This window comes from Gemelliphila asaccharolytica (genome assembly GCF_001553005.1).
GTDB lineage: Bacteria > Bacillota > Bacilli > Staphylococcales > Gemellaceae > Gemelliphila > Gemelliphila asaccharolytica.
Genome location: NZ_KQ959899.1, coordinates 20,187 through 40,738, shown reverse-complemented (window position 1 = coordinate 40,738; position 20,552 = coordinate 20,187). Strand labels below are relative to the sequence as shown.

Below are 20,552 nucleotides of genomic sequence, written 5' to 3'. Positions count from 1 at the left end.
TAAAGTATGATTTCTCTTGAGGAGGCAAAGTCCTATTTAAGGGTGGATTTTGATGATGAGGATGAGATGATTGAATCTCTCATCCAATCATCAATCAAGCACTCTATGGATGTGGCTAGAGTTGACAGTGAAGAAGAACTTTCTAAAAATCCAAATGGAAAGATAGCTGTCCTCTATATGACTGCTTATCTTTATGAACACAGAGAAGAGGCAGATTATTCAGAACTAAACTTAACTCTAAGGGCTTTATTATTTGGTGATAGAAAATCAGGTTTTTAAGGAGGTATTATGGCCAATAATATAAATACTTTAAATTTAATCCAAACAAATGGTGGAATTAATATAAAACAAGGGGATATATCTTCAGAACTAAGTTTTCAGCTATGTGATTCAAAAGGTGAATCTATTAGTTTTTTAAATGATAAGGATGCCAGTATTCATCTTTATAGTAAAGAAAAGAAACTAGAATGGAAATGTAAGACAAAGGTAAATGAAGATAAGATTTCTTTTAGGCTTGATAAGCCACTAGCCATAGGATCATACAAAATAGAAATAAAAATAGATGGTCATATTTTTCCATCCGACCAAGGAACTTATATAAGGATAACAAAAGGTTATGAGTCATATACTGATTCTGAAAGTGCAATAGTTGCCATTGAAAATGCTAAAAATATAGCTGATGAGGCAATAAAAAAAGCTATTGAAAAGAATCTAGAAGATATAAGAGGACCGAAGGGAGATAAGGGTGATGAAGGCTCTCAGGGCAAAGAAGGCCCACCTGGTCCAAAAGGAGAAGATGGAAAAGACTGTGAAGTTATAGATAACCTTGAAAGTGAAGATGGTGAAAAAGCTCTATCTGCTAGACAAGGTAAAATTTTAAATAAAAAATACGATGAGCTTTTTTACGATGTCGATAATGGTAAGAACTTGATTGCTAAGGCTATTGTCGACAAGAAAGGAAAAGCTAATAAAGATGATAGCTTTAAAGACTTAGCAAACAAGATTGGAGAAATAAAAACTGGATGGGAGTCTGGGCATAAATTTGGTCCATACGAATTAAAAGCTGAATATAACTACCAATATGATACAGATCCCTTTCCAATCTTGGAAAATATAGACGATGCTTTAGGTATCGAGGATGCAGGTGATGCATACTTTATTATAAAAGAAGGAAAATTATCCTTACTTATTAACTCTAACGAAGCTATAAGTTCTAATAAGCGTAGATATTTAAATCTATGTAGTTATAGTATTGAAAATTGTTTTGGAATAGTAAGTGCAGATAATAATGGGTTTATTTCAATTTATGGGATATCCATGGTATTAGAAGAACTGTGGGTAATAGATACAAATATTCCATCAAGTAAAAAAATAAATCTAGAAACTTTTAATAATACCTTAATTATATCAGCAAATGATAGGTCTGAAGCAGAGTTTCATAATTTGAAGAATAAAAAATATCTAAGGGTTAATGAATATGATGATTTTTTTAGCTACTTCGATACAACTTTTGTACAAATTAATAACACCGTATCGGGATTAAGTGATAATGGTGATATTTTTTCACTCGATTTAAGTGGCTATAAATTTGATAGGATAATACATGCTAATTTAAGTGGTTTAAGAATCCACACTTTGGATGGCAAAATATATCATTTTGAATTAAAGAATGGTATTCCTGAAAGTCCAAGGTTAGAAGTTGACTTATTAAAATGGGCAAAAGGAAAATTTTTATCATATAGTAGAAATTATTCTGGCGAAAGGTACACATATGAAGGAATATCTTTACTAGTTGAATCTAATAACAATGTGAGCATAGCTTATGAATGGGAATATGATGAAACTACAGAAGTTAAAAATGATGATGATACTTTATTTATATCTCGTGTAAACGGTGATATGAAAACAACCGATGAAATAAACTTAATTACAAAAGAAAAAAGGATTACTGAATCACCTAACTATAAGAAGTTATTAAAAATAAGGAATGAAAGCAATGAGGATTACAACCAATATATGCTATTTTTTCTGCATAATGGAAATTTTTGTGGGTGGGGGAAAAGTCGTTATCTAGCTTATTATATCCTGCCAGAACTTCCGGAAGATACTGGAGACTATTATGAAAATAGCTGATTTTAATAGAAAAATAACCTTTCAAAATAAAGATGTTGAAGTCGATGATATAGGTAATCATAGATCAGTATGGTCCGATTATCTAATAACCAATTCATATATTTCCTTTCAAGGAAAAGGTGAAGAAGTTTTTCTTGGGATGGAAGTAGATAGGTCGGATATTTCTTTTACCGTAAGATTTCAAAATAGGTTAAAGAACATTAATACTTCAGAATACAGAGTTCTATTTGATGATGAAAAATACAATATCATCTCAATTGACTTTATGAACTACAAAAATAGACTTATAAAGTTTAGGTGTAGGAAGGTGAGTAGGTGAATGTAAAAATTGAAAACTTAGCCAGTGAAATTATGAAAGGCTTAGAAGAATATTCTGATATGGCAACAGATGAAGTCAAAAAGGAAGTTAAAAAAACTGGTAGTAATATTAGGAAAGATATACAAGAAAATGCACCTGTAGGAGAAACAAAGAAATATTCTAAATCTTGGTCAGTAAAAACTATGAAAGAAACTTCAAACTCAATAGAGCTCGTAGTTCACTCAAGGAATAGATATCAACTGGCTCATTTACTAGAGAAAGGCCACGTCCTTAGACAGGGAGGAAGAGTATCTGCTAGGCCCCATATTGGACCTGCTGAGGAGAAAGGAGTCAGAGAATTGGAAGAAAATATAATGAGGAAGTTAAGAGAATGAATAAGTTAATGGAAATAATTAATGAGATAGGACTTCCATTTGCCTATTCACACTTTGCTGAGGGAGAAAGTCCAAATCCACCATTTATGGTTTATCTATTTCCAAAGAATAAACACTTTGGTGCAGATGGAGTGGTTTTCTATAAAAACACCCAGATAGACTTAGAACTTTACACTGACAAGAAAGATTTAAAATTAGAAGAAAAGATAGAAGAGATACTTGATAGAGAAAAAATCTACTATGAAAAATCTGAAGTTTGGATTGAATCAGAAAGACTCTATGAAGTTTTGTACGAATTCACACTTAATTTAAAAATTACGGAGGTAAATAATAATGGCAAATAAAGTTAAATTTAATATTTGTAACGTTCACTACGCTCTCTTTGATAAAGCCGAAGAGGGCGTTATTAAATATAAGACACCAGTGCCAATGCCTGGTGCTGTTTCAATTTCACTAGATCCAAATGGAGAGCCTGAAAGCTTTTATGCAGATGGAATTGAATACTACACTATTTCAAACAATATGGGATATGACGGAGATTTAGAAATCGCCCTTATTCCAGAATCATTTAGGACTGATGTTTTGATGGAAAAATCAGATTCTAATAAAGTTCTAATTGAGTCTTCGAATTCTGAAACTGCGAACTTTGCACTGTTATTTGAGTTTGATGGTGACCAAAAGAAAATCCGTCACGTAATGTATAATTGTTCAGCAGCAAGGCCTACTCTTGAAGGAGAAACTAATGAGGAATCAAGAGAAGTTCAACCAGAGACCTTAACTATTCAAGCAAGACCACTTCCAAATGGAAATGTAAAGGCTAGAACAGGAGAAGAGACTACAAAGAAAACTTATGATGGTTGGTACAAGTCAGTTTATCTACCAATAGAAACATCATCTTCTACAACAAGGACAGCAGGAGGTAGTAGATAATGGCATTAACAAAAACTATAAAAATTGATGGAAAAGATGTTATATTTCGTGCATCGGCAGCTATTCCAAGAATCTATAGATTAAAGTTTGGTCGAGACATCTTTAAAGACTTGATGGAACTAGAAAAGTCCATGAAGAAAAACGATAAAGATAAATCTAACCTTGATATAGGTTCACTTGAGTTATTTGAAAATATAGCCTATGTAATGGCAAAGCATGGAGATAAATCTGTACCAGATAGTCCAGAAGAATGGTTGGATAATTTTTCTACTTTTTCAATTTATCAAATTTTACCTCAGTTAATTGAATTATGGGGATTGAATATAAAGACAGAAGAAATATCTAAAAAAAAGTAAGGCCAACAGAAAGACCAATGACTACACCCTTGTTTCTATTAAGGGCAGTGGAACTTGGCCTTTCTGTTTCTGATTTATCCCTACTAACAATTGGACTTGTAAATGATATGTTCACAGAAAAGAATAATGATGACTATAAATACAAGGAAGTAGCTACACAAGATGACTTTGATAAATTCTAGGGAGGTGAGAAATATTGGCAAATAGAATAAAAGGGATAACAGTTGAGATTGGTGGAGACACTACCAAGTTACAGACTGCTTTAAAACAAGTTAATACAGAGATAAAACATACTCAATCAGAACTTAGAGATGTAAATAAGCTATTAAAGATTGATCCAAAAAATACTGAACTTATCTCACAAAAGCAGAAACTTCTATCTCAATCTATTCAAGAAACAAAAGCAAAGTTAGAGTCCCTTAAACTTGCAAGTGAACAGGCAAATGCAGCTCTTGCTCGTGGTGATATTTCTCAAGCTCAATATGATGCCCTTCAAAGAGAAATTATTGAAACTGAAAACTCCTTGAAATCTCTAGAGCAACAAGCATCAAAAACTGGTAAAGCCTTTAAGAACATCTCGGACTCTTCTATGAAGATATCTAAGGTTACAGGAGAAGTTGGAAAAGAAATGACTACCAAGGTTACAGCACCAATTGTGGCCGTAGGGGCCTTGGGGCTAAAAACAGCAGCAGACTTTGAAAAGGGAATGTCCTCTGTAAAGGCGATAACAGGTGCAACTGGTGAGGACCTAATTCAACTTAAAGAAAAAGCTCTTCAACTTGGTGAGTCTACTTCTTTTAGCGCTAGTGGGGTAACAGAGGCTATGACTGAAATGGCAAAGGCAGGATGGTCTACTAAGGATATATTAACAGGTGTAGGAGGCGTACTTGATGCGTCAGCTGCATCTGGAGAAAATCTTGGTTCAGTTGCAACCATTGTAGCTGATGCCATATCTGGATTTAATATGAAAGCATCTGAGTCTGGAAGAGTAGCTGATGTATTAACTCAAGCAGCTAATGCTGGGACAATAGGTATAAATGACCTAGGCGAGTCTTTTAAATATATAGCACCACTTTCAAATTCGATGGGCTTTAATATTGAAGAAGTAACTTCTGCAATTACAGCCATGTCCATGTCTGGTATTAAGGGCTCACAAGCTGGTACTTCACTTAAAAACTCTTTAACAAATATGATTAAACCTACTAAAGATATGCAAGGTGCTATGGATGAGTTAGGTATCAAGATAACCAATCAAGATGGATCGTTTAAGTCTCTTGATGAAATCTTAAGAGGAATGAGAACATCATTCTCTGGTTTAAGCGATGAGCAGAAGGCATATTATGCTACAGTAATTGCTGGCAAAGAAGGTCAAGCAGGTTTACTTTCACTTCTTAATATGAGCCAAGAAGAGTATGACAAAATATCAGCATCTATGAAAAACGCAGGTGGAATTGCGAAAGAAACGGCTGATGTGATGCAAGATAATCTTTCATCAAAGACTGAGGCACTAGGAGGGGCACTTGAAACTCTATCTGTTCGTTTTGGAGATTTAGTTGTTCCGGCACTTACAAAATTTGTAGAAAAGATTACTGATGTTATAACAGCAATTTCAAATGCACCTCCAGAAGTTCAGAAATTCATTTTAATATTTGCCGGAATTCTTGCTGCCATTGGTCCAGTCTTGCTTATTATCTCAAAAGTAGCAGCGGTTATTGGAACAGTGACTGGTGCTATATCTATTCTTTCTGGAGGAATAACAACTGGTGCGACACCAGCGATGCTTGGACTTGCTAAAGTGTTTGGTGTTCTGAAAGGAGCATTTACTGCTTTAAGTGGACTTATTATGGCTCATCCAATAGTAGCAGCTATCGTTGCTATTGCGACGATTCTTATTCCTTTAATCATAAAAAATTGGGATACAATCAAAGAATTTCTTGTTAATACATGGAACTCGATTGTATCATCCTGTAAGGAAATATGGGGAGGAATTAAAGAGTTTTTTGCCAATCTTTGGAATGGAATTTGTGAGTTATGGAATGCAATATGGACTTCAATTACAACTACTATATCAAGCTTATGGACTAGCTTTATTGAAGGAGTATCTGGAATTTGGAACGGTATCAAAGATTTCTTTACAAATCTATGGCAAGGAATATATGAGTCTTGGTCTACAGCTTGGACAAATATTACGACTTTTATTTCTGAACTATGGACTGCTTTTGTAGAAGGCATAAGAGCACTTTGGAAAGGGGTAAAAGACTTTTTTGCTAATCTATGGAGTGGAATCTTAGAAACTTGGAATAGTATCTGGATTACAATAACAACTTTTCTAACTGAATCTTGGAATACCTTCATTGAGGGAGCCAAGAGTCTATGGCAAAGTTTAGGAGAATTCTTTACAAGCCTCTGGACGGGGATTCAAACTACTTTTACCAATATATGGACAGCTATATCAACTACAACTACAGAAGTATTTACAGCAGTTGGAGAATTTATTAGGACTATTTGGGAAAGTATAAAGACTTTAATTTCAACAGTTCTTGATGCTATTAAAGTAAAGGCTGAGACTATTTGGAATGGGATAAAAACGTTCTTGACTACAGTAATCACTGCCATAGGAACATTTATATCCACATCATGGAACAATATAAAAACAGTAATTCAATCGGTTTTAAATACTATTAAATCAATAGTTATGAATGTTTGGAATGCTATAAAGTCCTTTATATCTGGAGTTTTAAATGGAATTAGGTCATTAGTGTCTAATATTTGGAATAGCATCAAGTCTACTATTTCATCAACAGTTAATTCTGCAAAATCAGCTGTTTCATCTGCATTTAATTCAATGAAGTCCGCTATTTCTTCTAGTATGTCGAATATTTTATCTAGTATAAGAAATGGGTTTAATAATGCAGTGAACTTCATTAGAAATCTTGCATCACAAGCCTACAACTGGGGTGCAGATATGATTAATGGAATTGCAAGAGGAATTTCAAATGCAATAGGTAATGTAATATCTGCTGTATCTGATGTAGCATCAACTATTAGATCCTACCTACACTTTTCAGTACCAGATGTTGGGCCACTTACTGACTATGAAGAATGGATGCCAGATTTTATGGAAGGCTTATCAAAAGGGATTGAGAAGAGCAGGAGTTTGGTTAAATCTTCAATGGAAAATGTAGCAAGCGATATGGTTCTAAGTCCAAATATATCCTCTCTTGATATGGGTGGATATGATAAAGGAGATGCTGTAAATGGAATTGATATAGGAAGACAAATATCTGATGCACTTACAAACATTAATTTAAAATCAGAAAATACTGGAGATATAGTTATACCGGTCTATCTTGGAGGCACACTCCTCGATGAAGTTATTGTTAATGCCTCAATGCGTAAGAATTTAAGAAGTGGAGGTAGATAGAAATGAAACATCAATCATATTTAATTATTGAAGGAGTAGACCTACCTTTACCAAATTCTTATGATTTGGAGTTTAGAGATATTGAGGCAGACACCGGAGGAGAGACAGAGGCCGGAACTATTCAAAGGGATATTGTTAGAAATAAAGTAGCAAGTATATCTGTAGGTTTTTCTTGTAGTCCTAAGCTTGTAAAGACATTGAGTGGTTTTGCTAATAAGCCTAATCTTAAAGTTAAATACTTAGATACAGAAACATTGGAACTAAAAGAGACACAAATGTATATAGACAAGTTTCAAGTCAAATTAATAAAAGATACTTCTTATAAAGGGCTGTGGGAAGTATCTTTTTCATTGGAGGAATATTGATGTATCTAACAAGCAATGAATATAAAACAGCAATCAAAAAGAATTCTCGTAAATTTTACTGGACGGGGAATATCATATTAAAAGATGAAACAATCATTCCCTTTACCAATAAAGATATTCTTAAAGGGTCTGGATACATTCATCGTTCATGCTCTGGATCTTCTGAACTTGAAATAGGTACAGTTTATGCTGGAGAGTTTGGAATCAGTCTTTTTTCAGATATAGATAGGTATTCTTTAGAGGATTCAAAGCTAGAACTTTTTTACAATCAAGAATTAGAAAATAAAAAGATTGAAACCATACCGATGGGAATCTTTGATGTTACTGAGGCAAATAGGTCTAAGAAAATTTTAGAACTAAAAGGCTATGACTATATGCTTAGGTTTGATAAGAACTTCCCAGTTACGGATACCTTTGGTACGGCTTTTGAATTACTTAAATTATCATGTGAGAAGTGTAAGGTAGAATTAGGAATGACGGAAGAAGAGGTAAAAGCTTTTGAAAATGGTGAGGAAGTCCTAGCTATTTATCAAGACCACGATATAGAAACATACAGGGACTTTATACACTATATATCATCGACCCTTGGGGCTTTTGCACAGGTCTCTCGTGATGGTAAATTGGTCTTAAAAAAGTATGCAGAGAGTATATCAACTGAAATTAAAACGAGAGAAAGATTTTCTTCATCAATATCAGATTTCAAGACACGATATACAGCTATCAACTCAACAAATGCAAAGACTAAAATAGCTGAATATTACTCTTTAGAAAATGACGATGGACTAACTATGAATCTTGGAATAAACCCACTGATGCAATTAGGACTTCCAGAAAAAAGAAAAAGAATGTGTGAAAGCCTATTAACAGAAATTTGTAAGATTCATCATACACCTTTTGATATGGTAACTATAGGAGACCCAAGTCTTGATGTAGGAGATAGAGTAGCTATTTCTTATGCGGAAGAAAAGATTGAAGGGCTTATCACTGACATAGAATATAAGATAAATAGTAAGCATAGAATTCTTGGAGTAGGAAAGAATCCATACCTATCAAGGGCGAAAAGTAAGAATGATAAGAATATAGTTGGACTTTTAAATCAGATTGAATCTGAAAAATTAGTAGTTCATTCCTATTCAAATTATTCTGCCTTTAATCTTTCTACCACTGATACACCAATAATTCGTATAGAATTTGCCTCCAATAAAGAAACGGAGGCAATTTTTAATGCCTCAATCTTGTTAAATATAATTTGTGACACTGAAGAAAAAACAAGAAAGATATCGAGGAAAGTCAATAAACAAGTAGAGATTTTAAATAAAGATGGAAAATCCTATGATCCTCCAAAGTTTGAAGAAAAAGAAGAAGTAGAAGAATTAGACTTTATTGAAAATATAGAAATACCAACAAGGCTGGTTGTTGCTTATGTTTTTAATGATACAAAAATAGAACATCACATTCCAAAAGAAACCTACTTAAGCGGTGACCACATTTTAAATCTTTTCTATCCATTAACTAAACTACAGGAGAAAACTATGAACAATTTCTCAGTATTGATTAGGCTTGAATCAGGTAAGGCTATGATAGGTAAAGATAATGCTCTAGCAGCAATATCTGGTCAGTCTCTAGGATCTACAGCATCATGGGATGGAAAGATAAAGGTCGATGAATCTTGGAAGAGAATAGAACTTAGTCATTCACTCTTGCTTAGGAAATTGAATGCTGAATACAAAGTCGAAAGACAAGTTCCAAGACCGATAATATTCACTGAAAAGGTAGGAAGATTTAAATATCAAGGATTGATGTTTGGAAAATATAAGGAAGAAATTAATACAGATTTTAAAGATAAGGAGGAAGGAAATGCTTAAGGGTAAATCAGTCATTGAACTAACTGATGTGTGGACAAACAAGAAAGAGGTATACGAAGAAGAAAATTTAGTAACAAATGCAGTCCCAGATTTATTAAGACTGAATCCATCAGGACTTATGTATCCTATTCAAACGAACAATTTGACCAAGTTTGAAGATGAGATTTTTCCTATAGCAACTAAATGCTATGGAGGAATACTTCTTTTTGAGGATAAATTAGAAGAAGATCCAAACAAAATATTTGCTCCTTCTGATAATCAAATCATAGGTTATGCATCTAATGATGTAAATTCAACGGATGCACCAAGAAGAGGTTCAGTAAATCTTAATGAATCAACCCCTCTTGAAAATGGTTACAAGTTTGTGTGGGATTTTTCTACATCACAGGCAAACGGAAGAATCTCTTCGTTGGCATTAACACATTATAGAGCTGGAAGAAATTTTTACGGGGATGAGTATGGTAGGGAAGCCTGTCTTAGATTAAACAGGCTGTACAAGTATTCAAATAAATATGATGTCTTAAGAGCATATCTTGGATTAGTTGAGGCTGATCTAGCTAATAATGTTTTAATATCTTTATACCCTAGAGAAAATAAAACTTTAGATATAATCAAATTTAAAGAGCCTCTTTCGAGTGTAGGATTAAATGATCCTATTAATGGATACGGAAATAAAACTATAGAAAAGGTAAGCGTAATTCTTGAAGAATTTTTTGAAGAAAAATATAGCTGGTATTATGCTAATTTCATGGATGGTAAAGATGGTTACTGGTATGGATTTAACGCAAAAAATACTAATAATAATGTTGTATTAAGAAGAGTAAAAATAAATAAAAATGATTATTCTGTAACTTACAATAAATGGACTCTAAATAATATTAATCTAAATAGGATTGGGGAATATAGAAGTAACGATGCAAATTATCCATTTAAGATGACAGCAAGTCTAATGAAGAATGGATATCTATACGCAATGGCTGATAGTAAAAAGGAAGTATATAAGATAAACGCAAATAATCCTGTAGATATCACTAAGATTGACTTAGGCTTTAAGTCGGATTTTGACTATGGTAAATATACTTATAACTATTTATACGAGTGGGGAGATTATATTTTAGGCTATGACTTTATAATCAATTCTAAAGATGAGTTAATTAAAAATTATGGAAAAAATCAATTTTCGGGAATTGGATTAGATTATATAAGGACGTCTTTAATTCCAATGGGGTCGTTTATGATTGGTTATAGTTCAGATGAAGAAACTCTATATAAAACTCTTTATCTTCACACCCCATATCTAGGAACAATTAATAACCTATCTAGTCCAATATTAAAAACGGCGGACAAGACAATGAAAATAACTTACACATTAACAGAGGAGGAATAAAATGAACAAATTCTTTGAGATACTAAAAGTATGCTTTACAGCTATTGGAGGATGGTTGGGATTTTATCTTGGAAGTGTAGATGCTTTTATTTACACGCTTCTTGCTTTTGTAATAGCTGATTATTTGACAGGAGTTTTAAGAGCAGGGGTCGAAAAAAAGCTATCCTCATCTATAGGATTTAAAGGGATAGCTAAAAAGATTATGATTTTTATAGTTGTAGGAATAGCAAACCTATGTGATGTAAACTTAATTAAAGGTGATGGAACCATGATAAGAACAGCCATCATCTTTTTTTATATAGCCAATGAGGGGCTTTCTATATTAGAAAATTCTATAGCTTTAGGTTTGCCAGTACCAGAAAAATTAAAAGATATATTAAAACAATTTAAGGAGGAAAAATAAATGAGTAATAGCCCATTAGCACAAGTAAGAATTCTCTCTCCAAATCATAGTGGAAGAAGAAATCAGAAGATAACAAAAATCGCTATACACCACGCAGCAGGAGTTATAGGCGGGAAAAACCTTGCAAGTGTATTTATACCAAGGTCACGACAAGCATCTGCCAATTATAATTTAGGCTCAGACGGAGTTATTGTTTTAGGAGTAGATGAATCTAATAGAGCGTGGACAACATCATCTTCATGGTGTGACAATAGAGCAGTAACAATTGAAGTAGGGAACTCTACGAGAGGACCTCAGTGGTTAGTTTCTGATTACGTTTTGAATAGACTAATTGATTTAGTAACAGACATCTGTAGGAGAAATGGAATCTATCCTTGTACCTACACTGGAGGCAAGGGTGGTGTACTTCAAAAACATGAGTGGTATTCAAACACTAACTGCCCAGGACCATACCTTGGCAGTAAGTTTCCATATATAGCAAATGAGGTCAATAAAAGACTAAAAGGCAATAAAACTGTTGGTAAACCAACAGGTGGACTATATAGGGTTAGAAATTCTTGGTCTGATGTAAAAAGTCAGAAAGGTGCATTTAAGAATTTAGATAATGCTAAAAGATGTGCAGATAAATTCGGGTTCAAAGTATTTGACACTAATGGCACAAAAGTATATCCACTAGAAAAGACAATTGATCAATTAGCAAGGGAGGTTATAAGTGGAAAGTGGGGAAATGGAGAAGAAAGAAAAAGAAGGTTAACTAACGCTGGATACGATTATTATGCTATTCAGAGGAGAGTAAACGAATTAATTTAATATATCAATTAAATCCTGATATACTTCTAATTTAGAAGTTTGAACTGACATCCTTCAGTTATTTTTTTTGTCTAACTTTTGGGGGTCAGTTCAATATCATCATTCAACTGTTTTTAGAAAATAACAAACTGAAAGGCTTGCTTCCTGATGTAAGTTTTAACAATCCGGAAGAGCTTGGTAAAGGCAAGGAACTGGTTGATAAGGTTTCAGGCCATATTAAAGTATTTCAAGACCCTGCTATTGATTTCAAAAGCAACATGGCAAGTGGCGATGACATTATCGGAGATGCTTATGAGTACTTTATGATGAAACTTGCTCAAGAATCAGGTAAGAGCAATGGGCAATCCTATACACCAAGTGAAGTGTCTCGAACCATAGCAAGGCTAATTGGCATCGGTAATATATATGTTAACGTACAAAGACCTTATACCCTGCAGGATAGATGTACATGATATTCTTGAAATGAATTCAATTCTTTCTAACTTCTAAATCACGATGTTTTAAAAATGTCAACCATTGCAGTATCACATCTAAAGCCAGTTTGGCATTTCCTAAATTGCAATGATTTCCCGCATTTTCTTTTTCAGTAAAAAGGCGAAATGTGAGAGAGTTCGCATTGGTAAGTGCGTTGATTTCTTTGCCGATCATTCGGTAATCAACGAGGTGGTCTTGGTTGGCACCAAGAATCAATACATCTTGTTCAATCATGGAGGCCACATCCATAATCTGATATTTACTCACTTTCTTCAGATAATCATAAATGCTGTCAGCTCCATAGGCGTACATTCCATGATTGACACCCCATTGAAATAATGGGTCATTCTTACGTATCAATTTCATCATGCAAAGAATAGGGCTGAGAACGATGCTGAGATTATGTTTCAACATAAACCTAACAATACCGCCTACATTTTTTGGTATTTGGTCGAGAACCACGTCTAGAAAGTCCGGTAAAACAGACCAAGATACAACCCTTGTAATTCTTTTGTCAAATGCAGCAGCACGCAGGGCCAGCATAGCTCCCAAAGAAACACCAATAATAATGACGTTATTCAAGTGAAAGAAATCTAATATTTCTTTGACTGGATGTTCCCAAGCATATGTAAAGTGTTTCCCTTGAACACGAATAACGTTGCCTTGTCCAGGACCTTCAAATAGATATACATCATACCCTTGTTCAGAAAGATATAACATCGGCAAAAACATTTCCTCAAAGCATGAATCGTTACCACCGTGTAAAAGAATGGTGCCCTTACATTGTTTTTGAGCTTTTGCAACCATGATTGGCAGCATAACATCTTCATATGGAACTTGAATTTTCTGGACACGTCCCTCATCGAAATAAGAATGGTAATACTCATAAAACAGTTCCGTGGCTTTTATATAGTATTCCTTGTTGCCAGGATTTACATCAAAAAATTCGCTCATTCGGTAATATGCAATTGCCTGAGGGATTCTGTTTTGAGAGAGTGCATGATCCCCAAGGTAAATCATTTCCTTCTTCCAGCTTGTGCTGTCTGTAATCTTTTTGGCAGACTGCATCACATCGTTTAAATTCCCGCCATTCCAAAGAATGACGCGGTTAAGCTGAAAGTTAAAATTAGGATCAGGATTTAGGTGATACATACCTTGTTTAAATTTCAACTCCATGCAAAAGACCTCCTTAAAAATTTGCTATTTGTGTGTAATTAAATTTCCCACTTTTTGATAAAAGTTTCAAAAGATTTCATACATCTATGCAAAATAGCCACCATTAAGAGCATCAAAATAGCGCCTACTACACAACTGATCCATAATTGAGCTGTGGTAAAAGAAAGGAATTTATTTGAAACCCAAATGATATAAAAGCATAACGGAAGGAACGGGATTGCGGTGACAACTCCGGGTACATAGCCATTAAATTGCAACGCCAATATACAATGCACAATCAGGTGAAAGGTAAATCCAAAAAATAATCCCAGCCACAAAAAGTACCAATCAAAGATACAAGCAGAGAGGGATAAAGCTGAAATAATGAAAAATTCAATCAATACACCAATGGAAAATGACGGTGTGCTTCCCAAATCGGCAAATGGAATCTTCTTCATTTTTGTTGTTTGTATTTTTCTTTTATATTTCTGTTTCCATGCCTCCACAAAAATAATCTCCTCGAAGTCATGCAGCATAAAAATAACAGGGAACAGCCAAACAATCGTATTTATTGTATTCATAAAATTGAGCCTCCTTTATCTGTCTCACTTGTGTCACTTTCTAATTTATAGTATACTCAATAAGACATGATTGTCAATATAAGCGGTTCAAGTGCTACAATCCCGAAAAAGTGTGACAGGAGGAACAAAATGAGGTTGGTAAAAAAGGAAAAGAATCCCATCGCTGAGCAATCCCGTCAATGGTTTATGCAGTCCTTGTTGGATCTTATGAGCCAAAAAGACTACGCTCGTATTACCGTAACAGAAATCGCCGAACATGCGCTTTTATCAAGAAGAACTTTTTATAGGATCTTTGATTCGAAGGAGCAGGTATTACAGCAATGCTTCTTAGAAAGATGTGAGGACTACATTACTTATTTTCAAAAAGACAGGCACTATACACTGGAGCAGATTGTGGAAGTGTTTTTTACCTTTTGGGAGAAACAAATCGACTTTTTGCGTCTTTTGCAACAGAATCATCTATTCTATTATCTGCTGGAAGAATTCAATCAGGCCTTACCTGTGATTCATGATACCGTTCGTGGAAATCAAAATTTGTACGACAGCATCTTTGAAAGGAAAGCTGCACTGCTCGTCAGTGCCGGTGCACTTTGGAATCTTCTTTCCGAATGGATTCAAATGGAAAATCGTCCGTCTCCAAAAGAAATATCTAAAATGATGCTACAAATAATTGCATCTAATTCTTGAAAAGCACCCTGGTGTTTTTAAATCATGCGTAAAAGCTTCCACCCTTCCTGAACGTTCCTGCGTCATCTTCCACTGTGCTGAAAGTGATATTTTTAAATTCCTCCTACATTTCCATAAAGGTAGTGCAGCGTGTGCCCAATTCATTATATGTATCACAATGAATCTCAAAATAGTAAATACCGGCAAGAAATGCTCAAGGATAGCTGCGGCTCCCTTGCGCTGCCATTGTTCCAGCAGTTTGATGATGGTTTCCTCCATGCGCTGGACCTTAGAGAGAATGGGTGACCTGCTCATAATCCATCGTTTCTAAAAGCATCTGCTGTTCCTCTGGTTTGAGAAAAGACACCTCATAGGCCGGATTAAAGGCGATTTTCTTCTCGTCCACCATGTTCAATAGTTCGGGAATTAACTCTGTCAGGCGAATGTATTTTGAATCTGAGTTTTACTTTGTCCGATCTGCTCCGCCAAAATATCCCTGGATTTCTTTCCATTGGACTTGTGCCCAAGTTTTGCACAAGTTAAATCCATACGTTCACCCTGATGTTTCATAGCCTCCAACTTCATCTTGTAGGCAAAAGCCCTTTCACTGGGGAGGAGTTCTTCTCACTGCAAGTCGCTGTCAACCAGGATGATGGTGGCGACGTCATCGTCAAATCCCGGACAATGACCGGCATTGTCTCTTTCTCCGCCAGATGGCTGGCCCGATGCCGCCTGTGTCCGGTTACCAGTTAATAACCGCCATTGGGGTCAGAGCGGGCAATCTCCGGAACCAGCACCCCATACTGCAGGATACTGTCGGCAGTTTTCATCATGGCCTCATAGTCCTTGACCTTAAAAGGGTGGTCCTTGAACGGGTGCATCTCGATCAGAAGGATTTCCACCATCTTTTCCCGCCCCGCGTCGGTGTGATTTTCCTCTGTGGAGAACAGGTCATCTACTGATGCCAGTTCTACTTTTTTCGCACTGCTGTTCAAGTTTCAACACCTCCTTGATCAGATTTGCATAACCTTCCGCCACTTTGCCACCCGGATCGTGGGCGAAGATGCTCTTGCCCTCGGCTGCATGGGCGTTGACCGTAAGCATACCCAGGGAGGGCTGTCAGTCAATGAGAAGCACCTTTTTTCCGGCCTGTGCCAGCCCGACCCTCCTTAAAGAACAGTATCATTACATAAAAATCTAATATTATATTAGACCTATTGGTATTCGCACATAAATGCTGATAGGTCTTTTTTTATCTAAACTTTTAATTATTTAATTTTTACTCAAAGTCACTCCATATGTCCTAAGGAATATAGAGGAAAGAAAATTAAGGTTAAAAATAGAACTGATTTCTTTGACTGTGATATAGGAGGTGGAGTATGAGAGTAGAAAAGTTTGAAGGTAGAAAAGAAACTTTAAAAACCGAATATACAGAAAGGGATTTAAAGGCAGAGCTTAACTTTTATCTATCTGATAAGATCATCCAAGACCTCTTTCTTTTAGATGAAATTAGTCTTGAAGAATATAGAAAAATTAGGAGAGAAAACATTAAAAAATTCAGACCTATTCTTTCAGAATTATTGCTATAAGACTTGATATATACTCACTTGTACGGGAATATAGCACTAATAGAAAGAGAGGTGAGACGATGAAAAAGATAACCAAAATAGAAGCAAATCAAAAAGAAGAATCAGTATTAAGAGTCGCTGCCTATGCAAGAGTATCGACAGATGAGGAAGATCAGCTAGTAAGTCTTAAAACACAAAAAGCACACTACAAAAAGATGATATCTGAGAACAAGACATATACGTTTGCAGGCCTATACTTTGATGAAGGGATAACTGGAACAAAGAAAGAACGTAGAGACGGTCTCTTAAAAATGTTAAAAGACTGTGAAGACGGAAAAATAGATTTTATTCTAACCAAATCCATCTCAAGGCTTGCAAGAAACACAACAGATTGTTTGGAAATCGTAAGAAGACTTCTTGATTTAAACATTGGTATCTATTTTGAAAAAGAAAACATTGATACAAGAACCATGGAAAGTGAGTTGATGCTATCCATACTTTCATCCCTTGCAGAAAGTGAGTCCAGGTCTATATCAGAAAATAATAAGTGGTCCATAAAGAAAAGATTTCAAAATGGAACGTTTATTATATCAAGCCCACCTTATGGCTATGAGAACATAGACGGAAAGATGGTAGTTAACGAAGAAGAAGGAAAAATAATAAAAGAGATCTTTGAAAAGTATCTTTCAGGTAAGGGAACACATAAAATTGCAGAAGATTTAAATAAGAGAAAGATTAAAGGACAAAAAGGAGCAAGCTGGCATGGATCAACTATAAACGGAATCTTAAAGAATGAAAAATATACAGGGGATGTTATCTACCAAAAGACCTATACAGATGAAAATTATGATAGACATAAAAATAAGGGAGAAGAAGACCAGTATAAGATTATAGACAACCATGAAGCCATAGTAAGTAGAGAGGACTTTGAGAAAGTACAAGAGTTAATAAGACTTAGAGCCCTAGCAAAAGGAAATGGAGAAAACACTAAAAGATATCAAAATAGATATAGCCTATCGGGGAAAATCAAGTGTGGCGAGTGTGGTTCAAGCTTTAAAAGAAGACATCACTATAATGGTAAAGATAAATATATAGCTTGGACTTGTAGTGAGCACCTAAAAGATATAAATAAATGTTCCATGAAGTTTATTAAGGACAAGGACATAAAACTAGCTTTTGTGACTCTAGTTAATAAGCTAATCTTTGGAAAAGATAGTATCCTTACACCACTTTTAGAATCCTTAAAAAGAGTAGACAGCAGAGAAGAAGTCGAGAAGATAAACAAAATAGAAGAAAGCTTAGAAAAACTAAAAGAAAGAAAAGAGGTCTTAAACAAACTGATAACATCAGGAGTTTTAGATGCAAGTATTTACACAAAAGAAAGCAGTGAGATTTCAAATGAAGAAAGGAAGCTACTTAGGGAAAAGGAAAGAAGTCAAAAATCCATTCTGGGAAATGATGAAGAAATAAGAGAACTTGAAAAACTAATAGGAATCTTAGGAAAAAGTGAAATGATAGATCACTTTGAAGATGACATGTTTGAAGAAATCATTGATCACATACAGGTTGTCAATAGAGAGACTCTTGATTTTCATTTAAAGTGTGGACTTGTACTAAGAGAGGAAGTGAAAAATAATGTCTAGGTTATGTTATGGCTATACCATAAGAGGCGGAAGATTAGAAATCCAAGAAAACGAAGCTGAGTATATAAGAAAAATTTTTGACAACTATATTGCTGGTAACGCCCTTATAAAGTCTGCAGAACTTGTAGGTTTAAAGAAAAACAGCTCTAGTGTTAAAAAAATCCTCACCAATAAAAATTATTTAGGAAATGATATCTATCCCAAGATAATAGATATAGAAAGTTTTGGGAAGGCAGGTCAAATGTTAAAAGAAAGGGCAGTGGCCATGGGACGAGTTTGGGAAAAGGAAGAGGAGATTATTAAAGTTCCCTACAAATTTCGTTATGAAGAAGAAGGAGTTCTACCGATAGATCCCTTTGAACGAGCAAGTTATCAGTATAGTTTGATTGAGGTGATAGATGATGAATAACAAGGTTATAGTCATACCAGCTAAAAAGAAAAAGGGAAACTCAATCAAGGAATCAGAAAAGAAAAAACTAAGAGTAGCTGCCTATGCAAGGGTGTCAACAGACAGCGATGAACAAGCAACTTCTTATGACACGCAAGTAGACCACTACACAAACTATATTAAGAAAAATCCAGAGTGGGAATTTGCAGGAGTATTTTCTGACGAAGGTGTTAGTGGAACTTATACCAAGAAAAGAGATGGCTTTAATAAAATGATTGGAGAAGCCTTGGAAGGAAACATCGACTACATCATCACAAAGTCCATATCGAGGTTTGCCAGAAACACACTAGACTGCTTAAAGTATATTAGAAAACTTAAAGAAAACAACATACCAGTCTATTTTGAAAAAGAAAATATCAATACAATGGATGCCAAGGGAGAAGTTCTCCTTACTATTATGGCATCCCTTGCACAACAGGAAAGTCAGTCTTTATCTCAAAATGTGAAGTTAGGCTTTCAATATAGATTTCAACAAGGCCAAGTCCAAGTAAACCATAATAGGTTTTTAGGCTATACAAAAGACGAAGACGGAAAACTTGTCATAGTTCCTGAAGAAGCAAAAATAGTAAAGAGGATCTACAGAGAATACTTGGAAGGAGCAAGCCTAAGAGATATAAAGCTAGGGCTTGAAAAAGATAAGATAGTAAATGGAGCAGGAAATAAGAAGTGGCATGTATCAAACCTGAATCAAATTTTAACCAATGAAAAATATATGGGAGACGCTCTCCTGCAGAAAACCTATACAGTAGATTTCCTAAATAAGAAAAGAGTAAAGAATGATGGCATTGCCCCTCAATATTATGTAGAAAACAGCCACGAAGCCATTATACCTAAAGAAATATTCATGCGAGTTGGAGAAGAAATGTACAGACGAGCTAATATGGTAAGTGGCAAAGGGAAAAGAAGAATTTATTCCAGCAAATACGCCCTTTCAAGTATTGTCTATTGCTCTAAATGCGGGGATATTTACAGGAGAATAGCATGGAACAACAGAGGGAAAAAATACACTGTTTGGAGGTGTTGTACAAGAGTAACCCATGGACCAGATGCCTGCCATGCAAGAACAATAAAAGAGGAAGACCTACAAGAGGCAGTCGTAGAAGCCATCAACCAACTTATATCGGAAAGTAGTGAATTAAAAGAAATAATAAAAGAGAATATAGAAAAAGCCATCACAGGTAATGGAAGTAGGCAGATAGAAGAAATAGATAAAGAAATGCTGGCAGTTCAAGAAGAACTTTTAAAAGTTGCTAATGCCAAGAAAGACTACACAGACCTTGCAAATAAGGTAGAAGAATTAAGAAATGAAAAAGAAAAGATACTTCTAAATGTGGCGGAAGAGAAGAATGTAAAAAGTAGATTGATGGAATTAGAAGAGTTTTTAGACAATCAAGAATTAGAAATAGAAAGATACGATGAAGAATTGGTGAGGAAACTAGTAGATAAGATAGTTGTATATGAAGAAAAACTTAAAGTGATATTCAAATCAGGACTTGAAGTAGAGATTAATCAGTAAACAGCTCCTATTATTGGGCTGTTTTTTCTTTGCCTACAAATGATATAATGTATTATAAGATACATATTGACTAATATATTCCCACATACGAGGATTAAAAAAAATATTAAATATTATCCATACTGACCACTCAAG

At 34.8% G+C, this 20,552-nt stretch carries 23 protein-coding genes; 20 read left to right on the top strand and 3 right to left on the bottom strand.

Translation table 11 applies throughout. The annotated features are described in order from the left end of the window. Positions 1-6: 6 nt before the first annotated feature. From HMPREF1871_RS04500 to HMPREF1871_RS04435, 15 genes are all read left to right on the top strand, one after another. On the top strand, positions 7-279 hold the full coding sequence (locus tag HMPREF1871_RS04500; RefSeq protein ID WP_066130520.1) for a head-tail connector protein: 273 nt from the start codon (positions 7-9) through the stop codon (positions 277-279). A 9-nt stretch (positions 280-288) separates the two neighbouring features. Next, positions 289-2,133: a collagen-like triple helix repeat-containing protein gene (locus HMPREF1871_RS04495; protein WP_066130518.1), complete on the top strand. Its 1,845-nt coding sequence runs from the start codon at positions 289-291 to the stop codon at positions 2,131-2,133. Then, a complete protein-coding gene (locus HMPREF1871_RS04490) occupies positions 2,120-2,452 on the top strand; it encodes a phage head closure protein (RefSeq protein WP_066130516.1) in 333 nt (110 codons plus the stop codon). Before HMPREF1871_RS04495 ends, HMPREF1871_RS04490 begins: the two co-directional genes overlap by 14 nt. Continuing rightward, on the top strand, positions 2,449-2,826 hold the full coding sequence (locus tag HMPREF1871_RS04485) for an HK97 gp10 family phage protein (RefSeq protein WP_157058070.1): 378 nt from the start codon (positions 2,449-2,451) through the stop codon (positions 2,824-2,826). The genes HMPREF1871_RS04490 and HMPREF1871_RS04485 overlap by 4 nt, the downstream gene beginning before the upstream one ends. Further along, a complete protein-coding gene (locus tag HMPREF1871_RS04480) occupies positions 2,823-3,170 on the top strand; it encodes a hypothetical protein (protein ID WP_066130514.1) in 348 nt (115 codons plus the stop codon). The genes HMPREF1871_RS04485 and HMPREF1871_RS04480 overlap by 4 nt, the downstream gene beginning before the upstream one ends. Then, positions 3,160-3,756: a major tail protein gene (locus HMPREF1871_RS04475; protein ID WP_066130512.1), complete on the top strand. Its 597-nt coding sequence runs from the start codon at positions 3,160-3,162 to the stop codon at positions 3,754-3,756. The genes HMPREF1871_RS04480 and HMPREF1871_RS04475 overlap by 11 nt, the downstream gene beginning before the upstream one ends. Further along, positions 3,756-4,112: a hypothetical protein gene (locus HMPREF1871_RS04470; protein ID WP_066130510.1), complete on the top strand. Its 357-nt coding sequence runs from the start codon at positions 3,756-3,758 to the stop codon at positions 4,110-4,112. Before HMPREF1871_RS04475 ends, HMPREF1871_RS04470 begins: the two co-directional genes overlap by 1 nt. A gap of 17 nt (positions 4,113-4,129) precedes the next feature. Then, entirely contained in the window at positions 4,130-4,294 is a 165-nt protein-coding gene (locus HMPREF1871_RS06305) for a hypothetical protein (protein WP_198145772.1), read from the top strand. Between the two features lie 407 nt (positions 4,295-4,701). Continuing rightward, complete coding sequence (locus HMPREF1871_RS04465; protein ID WP_232297369.1) at positions 4,702-7,536, top strand: phage tail tape measure protein; 2,835 nt, start codon at positions 4,702-4,704, stop codon at positions 7,534-7,536. A gap of 2 nt (positions 7,537-7,538) precedes the next feature. Next, positions 7,539-7,901, top strand: a complete 363-nt coding sequence (locus HMPREF1871_RS04460) for a hypothetical protein (RefSeq protein ID WP_066130507.1) — start codon at positions 7,539-7,541, stop codon at positions 7,899-7,901. After that, positions 7,901-9,766, top strand: a complete 1,866-nt coding sequence (locus HMPREF1871_RS04455; protein ID WP_066130505.1) for a hypothetical protein — start codon at positions 7,901-7,903, stop codon at positions 9,764-9,766. The genes HMPREF1871_RS04460 and HMPREF1871_RS04455 overlap by 1 nt, the downstream gene beginning before the upstream one ends. Then, positions 9,759-11,153 (top strand): hypothetical protein, encoded by a 1,395-nt coding sequence (locus tag HMPREF1871_RS04450; protein WP_066130504.1) that lies wholly within the window; start codon positions 9,759-9,761, stop codon positions 11,151-11,153. Before HMPREF1871_RS04455 ends, HMPREF1871_RS04450 begins: the two co-directional genes overlap by 8 nt. 1 nt (position 11,154) lies before the next feature. After that, positions 11,155-11,556 carry a phage holin family protein gene (locus tag HMPREF1871_RS04445; protein WP_066130502.1) on the top strand — a complete coding sequence of 134 codons (402 nt, stop codon included), beginning with the start codon at positions 11,155-11,157 and terminating at the stop codon, positions 11,554-11,556. Further along, the gene (locus tag HMPREF1871_RS04440) at positions 11,557-12,366 is read left to right on the top strand and encodes an N-acetylmuramoyl-L-alanine amidase (RefSeq protein ID WP_066130500.1); all 810 of its coding nucleotides are present in this window, start codon (positions 11,557-11,559) and stop codon (positions 12,364-12,366) included. Between the two features lie 137 nt (positions 12,367-12,503). Further along, positions 12,504-12,818, top strand: coding sequence for an N-6 DNA methylase (locus HMPREF1871_RS04435; RefSeq protein ID WP_066130499.1), 315 nt, complete (start codon positions 12,504-12,506; stop codon positions 12,816-12,818). A 16-nt stretch (positions 12,819-12,834) separates the two neighbouring features. Here the strand turns inward: HMPREF1871_RS04435 and HMPREF1871_RS04430 are convergent, their stop codons facing one another. Continuing rightward, positions 12,835-14,016 carry an alpha/beta hydrolase gene (locus HMPREF1871_RS04430; protein WP_066130497.1) on the bottom strand — a complete coding sequence of 394 codons (1,182 nt, stop codon included), beginning with the start codon at positions 14,014-14,016 and terminating at the stop codon, positions 12,835-12,837. Between the two features lie 38 nt (positions 14,017-14,054). Continuing rightward, positions 14,055-14,576, bottom strand: a complete 522-nt coding sequence (locus HMPREF1871_RS04425; RefSeq protein ID WP_066130495.1) for an HXXEE domain-containing protein — start codon at positions 14,574-14,576, stop codon at positions 14,055-14,057. A 129-nt stretch (positions 14,577-14,705) separates the two neighbouring features. Between HMPREF1871_RS04425 and HMPREF1871_RS04420 the strand changes: the two genes are divergently transcribed. Continuing rightward, positions 14,706-15,263: a TetR/AcrR family transcriptional regulator gene (locus tag HMPREF1871_RS04420; RefSeq protein WP_066130492.1), complete on the top strand. Its 558-nt coding sequence runs from the start codon at positions 14,706-14,708 to the stop codon at positions 15,261-15,263. 728 nt (positions 15,264-15,991) lie between these two features. On the opposite strand, the gene HMPREF1871_RS06545 is transcribed toward HMPREF1871_RS04420, so the two are convergent. Continuing rightward, complete coding sequence (locus HMPREF1871_RS06545) at positions 15,992-16,237, bottom strand: ParB N-terminal domain-containing protein (RefSeq protein WP_425330837.1); 246 nt, start codon at positions 16,235-16,237, stop codon at positions 15,992-15,994. 384 nt (positions 16,238-16,621) lie between these two features. On the opposite strand from HMPREF1871_RS06545, the gene HMPREF1871_RS04405 reads away from it, so the two are divergent. From HMPREF1871_RS04405 to HMPREF1871_RS04390, 4 genes are read left to right on the top strand one after another with little or no spacing between them, the layout of a single operon-like run. Next, positions 16,622-16,831 carry an SHOCT domain-containing protein gene (locus tag HMPREF1871_RS04405; protein ID WP_066130488.1) on the top strand — a complete coding sequence of 70 codons (210 nt, stop codon included), beginning with the start codon at positions 16,622-16,624 and terminating at the stop codon, positions 16,829-16,831. A 59-nt stretch (positions 16,832-16,890) separates the two neighbouring features. Then, entirely contained in the window at positions 16,891-18,453 is a 1,563-nt protein-coding gene (locus HMPREF1871_RS04400; protein ID WP_066130485.1) for a recombinase family protein, read from the top strand. Continuing rightward, a complete protein-coding gene (locus HMPREF1871_RS04395) occupies positions 18,446-18,862 on the top strand; it encodes a serine integrase family protein (RefSeq protein WP_066130483.1) in 417 nt (138 codons plus the stop codon). The genes HMPREF1871_RS04400 and HMPREF1871_RS04395 overlap by 8 nt, the downstream gene beginning before the upstream one ends. Continuing rightward, a complete protein-coding gene (locus HMPREF1871_RS04390; protein WP_066130480.1) occupies positions 18,855-20,417 on the top strand; it encodes a recombinase family protein in 1,563 nt (520 codons plus the stop codon). The genes HMPREF1871_RS04395 and HMPREF1871_RS04390 overlap by 8 nt, the downstream gene beginning before the upstream one ends. Positions 20,418-20,552: the final 135 nt, after the last annotated feature.

What these genes read in the sequence shown, in the direction of transcription:
- HMPREF1871_RS04480 (WP_066130514.1), top strand. Translation starts at nt 2,823, where the DNA reads ATGAATAAGTTAATGGAAATAATTAATGAGATAGGACTTCCATTTGCC.
- HMPREF1871_RS04465 (WP_232297369.1), top strand. Translation starts at nt 4,702, where the DNA reads ATGAAGATATCTAAGGTTACAGGAGAAGTTGGAAAAGAAATGACTACC.
- HMPREF1871_RS04390 (WP_066130480.1), top strand. Translation starts at nt 18,855, where the DNA reads ATGAATAACAAGGTTATAGTCATACCAGCTAAAAAGAAAAAGGGAAAC.
- HMPREF1871_RS04395 (WP_066130483.1), top strand. Translation starts at nt 18,446, where the DNA reads ATGTCTAGGTTATGTTATGGCTATACCATAAGAGGCGGAAGATTAGAA.
- HMPREF1871_RS04420 (WP_066130492.1), top strand. Translation starts at nt 14,706, where the DNA reads ATGAGGTTGGTAAAAAAGGAAAAGAATCCCATCGCTGAGCAATCCCGT.
- HMPREF1871_RS04495 (WP_066130518.1), top strand. Translation starts at nt 289, where the DNA reads ATGGCCAATAATATAAATACTTTAAATTTAATCCAAACAAATGGTGGA.
- HMPREF1871_RS04475 (WP_066130512.1), top strand. Translation starts at nt 3,160, where the DNA reads ATGGCAAATAAAGTTAAATTTAATATTTGTAACGTTCACTACGCTCTC.
- HMPREF1871_RS04400 (WP_066130485.1), top strand. Translation starts at nt 16,891, where the DNA reads ATGAAAAAGATAACCAAAATAGAAGCAAATCAAAAAGAAGAATCAGTA.
- HMPREF1871_RS04440 (WP_066130500.1), top strand. Translation starts at nt 11,557, where the DNA reads ATGAGTAATAGCCCATTAGCACAAGTAAGAATTCTCTCTCCAAATCAT.
- HMPREF1871_RS04455 (WP_066130505.1), top strand. Translation starts at nt 7,901, where the DNA reads ATGTATCTAACAAGCAATGAATATAAAACAGCAATCAAAAAGAATTCT.
- HMPREF1871_RS04490 (WP_066130516.1), top strand. Translation starts at nt 2,120, where the DNA reads ATGAAAATAGCTGATTTTAATAGAAAAATAACCTTTCAAAATAAAGAT.
- HMPREF1871_RS04430 (WP_066130497.1), bottom strand. Translation starts at nt 14,016, where the DNA reads ATGGAGTTGAAATTTAAACAAGGTATGTATCACCTAAATCCTGATCCT.
- HMPREF1871_RS04445 (WP_066130502.1), top strand. Translation starts at nt 11,155, where the DNA reads ATGAACAAATTCTTTGAGATACTAAAAGTATGCTTTACAGCTATTGGA.
- HMPREF1871_RS04450 (WP_066130504.1), top strand. Translation starts at nt 9,759, where the DNA reads ATGCTTAAGGGTAAATCAGTCATTGAACTAACTGATGTGTGGACAAAC.
- HMPREF1871_RS04470 (WP_066130510.1), top strand. Translation starts at nt 3,756, where the DNA reads ATGGCATTAACAAAAACTATAAAAATTGATGGAAAAGATGTTATATTT.
- HMPREF1871_RS04425 (WP_066130495.1), bottom strand. Translation starts at nt 14,576, where the DNA reads ATGAATACAATAAATACGATTGTTTGGCTGTTCCCTGTTATTTTTATG.
- HMPREF1871_RS06305 (WP_198145772.1), top strand. Translation starts at nt 4,130, where the DNA reads ATGACTACACCCTTGTTTCTATTAAGGGCAGTGGAACTTGGCCTTTCT.
- HMPREF1871_RS04460 (WP_066130507.1), top strand. Translation starts at nt 7,539, where the DNA reads ATGAAACATCAATCATATTTAATTATTGAAGGAGTAGACCTACCTTTA.
- HMPREF1871_RS04500 (WP_066130520.1), top strand. Translation starts at nt 7, where the DNA reads ATGATTTCTCTTGAGGAGGCAAAGTCCTATTTAAGGGTGGATTTTGAT.
- HMPREF1871_RS04405 (WP_066130488.1), top strand. Translation starts at nt 16,622, where the DNA reads ATGAGAGTAGAAAAGTTTGAAGGTAGAAAAGAAACTTTAAAAACCGAA.